2 protein-coding genes are annotated in these 6,167 nt (G+C 66.1%); both read left to right on the forward strand.

The window, feature by feature from the left end; translation table 11 throughout:
- The coding region (locus tag ABWP09_RS13020) for an enoyl-CoA hydratase-related protein (RefSeq protein WP_353205554.1) at positions 1-2,868 on the forward strand (2,868 nt) is incomplete at its 5' end.
- 125 nt (positions 2,869-2,993) lie between these two features.
- The coding region (locus ABWP09_RS13025; RefSeq protein WP_353205555.1) for an SDR family NAD(P)-dependent oxidoreductase at positions 2,994-6,167 on the forward strand (3,174 nt) is incomplete at its 3' end.

Consider the following 6,167-nt stretch of genomic DNA (forward strand, 5'->3'; position numbering starts at 1 on the left):
TATAACAGTGTCGCCCCGGGCAAGCGCGTCGCGACCGTCACCGTTACCAATCCGCCGGTCAACGCGCTCAACGAACGCGCGATCGACGAGCTGGTCGTGGTGGTCGATCAATTGTCGCGCAAGGACGATGTCGTCGCGGTGGTGTTCACGGGGCAGGGCACGGCATCTTTTGTCGCGGGTGCCGACATTCGCCAGATGCTGGAGGAAATCCATAGCTTCGACGAAGCGATGGTGCTGCCCAACAATGCGCAGCTCGCCTTCCGCAAGATCGAGACAATGGGCAAACCCTGCATCGCCGCGGTGCAGGGCGTGGCGCTCGGCGGCGGGATGGAGTTCGCGCTGGCGTGCCACTACCGCATCGCCGAGCCGACCGCGCGCTTCGGCCAGCCTGAGATCCGCTTGCGCTTACTGCCCGGCTATGGCGGGACGCAGCGGCTGCCGCGCTTGCTCACCGATCGGAATGGCGCGGAGGGCGTGCGCGATGCGCTCGACCTGATCCTCGGCGGGCGGAGCATTGATGCGGCGGCGGCAACCGCGATTGGTTTGGTCGATAGCTTGGTCGAAGGCGCGCGCGATGCGCTGTCGGAGGCGCATGCCGCGGTGCGTGCCTTTGTGCGAGATGGCGAGAAGAGCCCGCTGGGCATCGCTTATGCCGCGCGACTGGCTGCCACCAAAGCTTGGGAAGAGGCGTCCGACGTCGATCTGGACGCGGTGCTTGAGGATGATTTCCTCCATCGTATTCGGCGCCAGCTCGATTGGGCCGGACGCGGTAAGGCTCGCGCGCGTGCACTCGATGCAGTGCGCACCGGCCTTGAACAAGGGATGGCCGCAGGTCTCGCGCGCGAGGCGGCATTGTTCGCCGAGGCGATCATCGATCCGGAAGGCGGCAAGACCGGCATCCGGCAGTTCATGGACAAGGTCAGCCTGCCGCTGCCGGTGCGCCGCGACGGCGTGTGGATCGACGAAGAGCATGAGCCGCGCGGGAAAGCGCTGGAGGCGGCAGGCGAATTGCTCCCAGTCGGCGCGCCTTTCTACCCCGGCGTCACCCGCATCCCCGAATGGCAGTACGCCTTCGGCATCGCCCGCGATGCCGAGACTGGCGCCCCCCGCTTCGGCCCGCCCGCCAGCCATGAGCGCGAGCTGATCGTGCACGTGCCCGAGCCTGCGCCCAACGAGGCGCTGCTCTACATGCTGACCAGCGAGGTCAATTTCAACGACATCTGGGCGCTGACCGGCATCCCGGTCTCGCCGTTCGACTCCCACGAGCAAGATGTCCAGATCACCGGCTCCGGCGGCATCGCTTTGGTGGCGGCACTCGGCAGCGAAACCCGCGCAGAGGGCAGGGTGAAGGTCGGCGATCTCGTCACCGTCTATTCCGGCACCAACGATTTGCTCAGCCCACAAGTCGGCAACGACCCGATGTACGCCGATTTCGCGATCCAGGGCTATGAGACCGAAACCGGCAGCCACGCGCAATTCCTGACGGTGCAGGCCCCGCAAATGCACCCCATCCCGCCCGATCTGACGCTCGAACAAGCGGGCAGCTACGTCCTCAACCTCGGCACGATTTCACGCTGCCTGTTCACCACGCTGCAGATTGCCCCGGGGCGGACGCTGTTCGTCGAGGGGGCCGCGACCGGCACCGGTCTCGACGCCTTGCGCAGCTCGGTCCGGACGGGCTTGCAGGTAACCGGGCTCGTCTCCTCGCCCGAGCGCGCCGCGTTCATTAAGGAGCAGCAAGGCGCGGTCGGCGCGATCGATCGCAAGGATCCGCGCTTCGCCAATCTCTACACGATCGTGCCCGAAGACCCCGACGCCGCCCGCGCGTGGGAGGCGGCGGGCGCGCCGCTGATCGCCGAATATGAAGCGCTCAACGGCGGCAAGCGCGCGGATTATGTCGTCAGCCATGCCGGCGAAACCGCCTTCCCGCGCAGTTTCCAATTGCTCGCGGAGGGCGGCACGCTCGCCTTCTACGGCGCATCGTCGGGCTATCATTTCAGCTTCATGGGCAAGCCCGGTACCGCCTCGCCCGAAGAGATGCTGCGCCGCGGCGCTTTGCGCGGTGGCGAAGCGGTGCTGATTTATTACGGCCCGCGCTCGACCGCTTTGCTCGACGAAACCGGTCTCGAAATGATCGAGGCGGCGCGCCGCTTCAACGCGCGCAGCGTCGTCGCCACCACCACCGATGGCCAGCGCGAATTCCTCCAATCGCTCGGACTGGAGGATGCGATCGAGGGCATCGTCAGCCTCGAATCGATCCGGCGCAAGGAGGGCGCCAATTTTCTCTGGCCCGACACGATGCCGCAACTCCCCGATTCCAAGGGCGATATCGAAATCTTCAAGGCGGCGGTGCGCGATTATCAGGATCGGGTGATGAAGCCGTTCGGCAGCGCCGTCGGCAAGATCCTGCGCTCGCCCGACAATCCGCGCGGCAGCCCCGATCTGATCATCGAACGCGCCGCGCAGGATACGCTCGGTGTCTCGACCTCGCTCGTGAAGCCGTTCACCGGGCGCGTGATCTTTGCCGAGGATCTGGCAGGGCAGCGCTTCACTTTATACGCCCCGCAAGTGTGGACGCGGCAGCGCAAGATCCTGATGCCGACCGCTTCCATCCTCGGCACGCACTTGTGCAACGCGTATGAAGTGTCGCGGATGAACGACATGATCGCGGCGGGCTTGCTCGAAGTGACCGAGCCGCAAGTGGTGCCGTGGGGCGGCTTGCCCGAGGCGCATCAGGCGATGTGGGAAAACCGCCATGCGGGCGCGACCTATGTCGTCAACCACGCGCTGCCCGAACTGGGTTTGCGCAGTCGCGATGCCTTGCTTGAGGCGTGGGCGGCGGGAGAAGCGCGACCGCCCGACGCATAATTCTGCCGGGGATGGCCAACCCCCGTTGCCGTCGCTGGAATCCGCGATAAGATCAGGTACGCCCTTCCCAGGCTCTGAACACGTCAATGTGCGATCTTGATACCGCACGAGCAGTGGAGAGTGACATGGCGAAGGCGAACACCCCTGTGGCTGCACCCGGCGGAGGCCGGTTGGCGGGCAAGATCGCCGTCGTGACGGGGGCGGCCGGCAATATTGGCGGCTATATCGTGCGGCACTATCTCGCCGAGGGCGCGACGGTGGTGATGACCGGCCGCACCCCCGCCAGGACCGACGCCGCGGCGGAGGTGATCCGGGCCGAGACGGGCGTCGATGCCGCGCGGCTCGCGACCGTGGCGCTCGATGGCGGCGATCCGGAGTCGGTGCGCGATGCCGTCGCCGATGTGGTGAAGCGCTTCGGGCGGATCGATATCCTCGTCAACAATGCCGGGTCAGCCGGGCCGAAGCAGCCGATCGAACAATTGCCGATCAACATCGATGAACTCGCCGCGCTGAAGAAGTCGGGTTCGACCGATGGCGAAACCGTCAGCGACGCGATCCGCAACATCTTCGGCGTCGCGTGGAACGTCTCGCGCGCGGCGGCGACCGCGATGGGCGAGGGCGGCTCGATCATCAACATTTCGACGATCTTCTCGCGCACGCCCTATTACGCCCGCACCGCGTACGTCGTGCCGAAGGCGGCGATGAACGCCTTCTCGCGCGAATTGTCGCTGGAGCTTGGCCCGCGCGGCATCCGCGTCAACCTCGTCTTTCCCGGCCCGATTGAAAGCGAGCGGATCCGCAGCGTGTTCGCAACGATGGATACGATGCGCGGCGACGATGCCGGGACCACCGCCAGCCAGTTCTTCGATATGATGTCGCTCGAACGCGCGACCGACGGCAAGGCCAAGGCCAAGACCTTCCCGACGCCAACCGACATCGCGACGACCTGCGTCTTCCTCGGCAGCGACGACTCCGCCGCGTATAACGGCCATGATTTCGAAGTGACCCACGGCATGACGGTGCGCAAGGAAGCGCGCTCGACCTATCTGTCGCGCCCGACGATGCGCTCGATGGACGGGGCCGGCCTCGCGGTGCTGATCGCGGCCGGCGACGGCTGGCAGGAGGCGCTCGAGATCGCCAATATCCAGATCGCATGCGGCGCGCGCGTCCTGCTCGGCCTCACCCGCCAGGCCGATGTCGCAATCGCCCAGGCGCGCGCCAAGGCCGACGGGGCCGATGATCGGCTGACGATCATCCGCTTCAACCGCACCGAACCTGCCGCGATGGAAGCCGCCCTCGACGCTTACACGCAGGAGCATGCCGCGATCACTGGTGCGATGTTCATGCCGGTGCTGGGGCCGGGCGAACTGGTCGGCGATCTGGTCGATGCGAGCGACGAGGATGTCGCGAGTTTCATGGATGTCGAACTGGCGGGCAACATCGCACTCGCCCGCACACTCAGCCGCTATTGGAAGCGCAACGATACGCTGCTGCAGGAGCCGCGCTTCGTGTTCCTGACCAACCCGAGCGACGGCAAGGGCGATGTCTATGCGCAGATGCTGCGCGCCGCGACCGAGCAATTGATCCGCATTTGGCGCGACGAATCCGAAATCGACGTCGCGCATGGGCGGCGGCGGCAAGCCGAATGGGGCAATCAGATCGTCCGCTTCGGCAATGTGGAAGCGGAGAATACACGCTTCACCGCGGGCCACGCCGCGCGCATCTTGCTCAAGGAAAGCAAGATCCGCGAAGTCACGCTGTACGTGCCGACCAGTATCGGCGAGGCGACCGGATCGCGCAAAGCCATGCCGGGGTTCAGCGAGAACATCACCGGGCTGCACATGGGCAAGGTCGCGCTCATCACCGGCGGCTCGGCCGGGATCGGCGGTCAGGTCGCGCGGCTGCTGGCGCTCGCGGGTGCCAAGGTGATGATCGTCGCGCGGCGGGAGAGCGAACTCGCGGTGGCGCGGGCGCGCATCGTCAGCGAGCTCGAGGACATCGGTTTCGCCGGGGTCGAACGCCGCGTGCAGACGCTCGGCAATGTCGATGTCAGCAATTTCGCTTCGTTGAAAGGCGCGGTCGATGCGACGCTCAAGGCGTTCGGGCGGATCGATTATCTGATCAACAATGCCGGCGTCGCAGGCGCCGAGGACATGGTCGTCGACATGAGCGTCGATGCCTGGAACTACACGCTCGATGCCAATCTGATCTCGAATTTCTTCGTGATGCACCACGTCGTGCCGCTGATGAAGGCGCAGGGGTCGGGTTATGTCCTCAACGTCTCGTCCTATTTCGGCGGCGAGAAATATCTCGCGGTCGCCTATCCCAATCGCGCCGATTACGCCGTCTCCAAATCGGGGCAGCGCGCGATGGTCGAATCGATGTCGCGCTATTTGGGGCCGGAGGTGCAATTCAACGCCATCGCGCCCGGCCCGGTCGATGGCGATCGCTTGGCGGGGACGGGCGGCAAGCCCGGCCTATTCGACCGGCGCGGCAAATTGATCCTCGAGAATAAGCGCCTCAACGCGATTCACGCCGCCGCGGTCAAGGCGCTGCGGCGCGGGGTGCGGGTCGAGGCGCTGCTCACCCGGCTCGCGCGTAACGACACCGTCCGCATGTCGCACGACACCAACGTCCCGCGCGAAATCCGCGATCTGGCGCTGGCTTGCGCCCGCGAGGGCGATGGCGTCTGCACCTGGGACCAATATCTGCTGACCCCGCCGATCGCCGCCGCGCTCGTTTCGCGGCTGCGGCAGGGCGGCTATTTCCTCGATGCGCCCGGCTGGCGTGGCCGCGCCGATACGCCCGAGGCGAATGGTGGCTGGCTGCTCCGCACCCCGCCCGAGGATGTGCCGTTCCTGCCCGCCGAAAAGATCGCGGTCGAGGCCAAGAAGGTCGGCAGCGGCGTGCTCTCCAAACTCTACCTCGGCAAGATGCCGACCGAGACCGATGTCGCGCAGGCGACGGTGTTCTTCCTCGCTGACCGCGCGGTTTCGGGCGAGACTTTCATGCCCTCGGGCGGTCTCTCGGTCGAACGCTCGACCACCGAGCGCGAATTGTTCGGCAGCCCGAAGCAGGAGCGGCTCGATCAGATGCGCGGCAAGACCGTGTGGATCATCGGCGAGCATTTGGTCGATTACATCGCCGAGACCGCGCGCGCCTTCATCACCGAAGCGCAAGTCGCGCGCGTCGTCCTCATCACGCGGACGGCGGAAGGGTTTGCGGCGCTGAAGGCCGCGCTCTCCGATGTGCCCGGCGAAACGGTCGAATCGATCGTGTGCGGCGACACCGTCGAGGGG

This window comes from Sphingomonas sp. (assembly GCF_040398505.1).
Lineage (GTDB): Bacteria > Pseudomonadota > Alphaproteobacteria > Sphingomonadales > Sphingomonadaceae > Sphingomonas.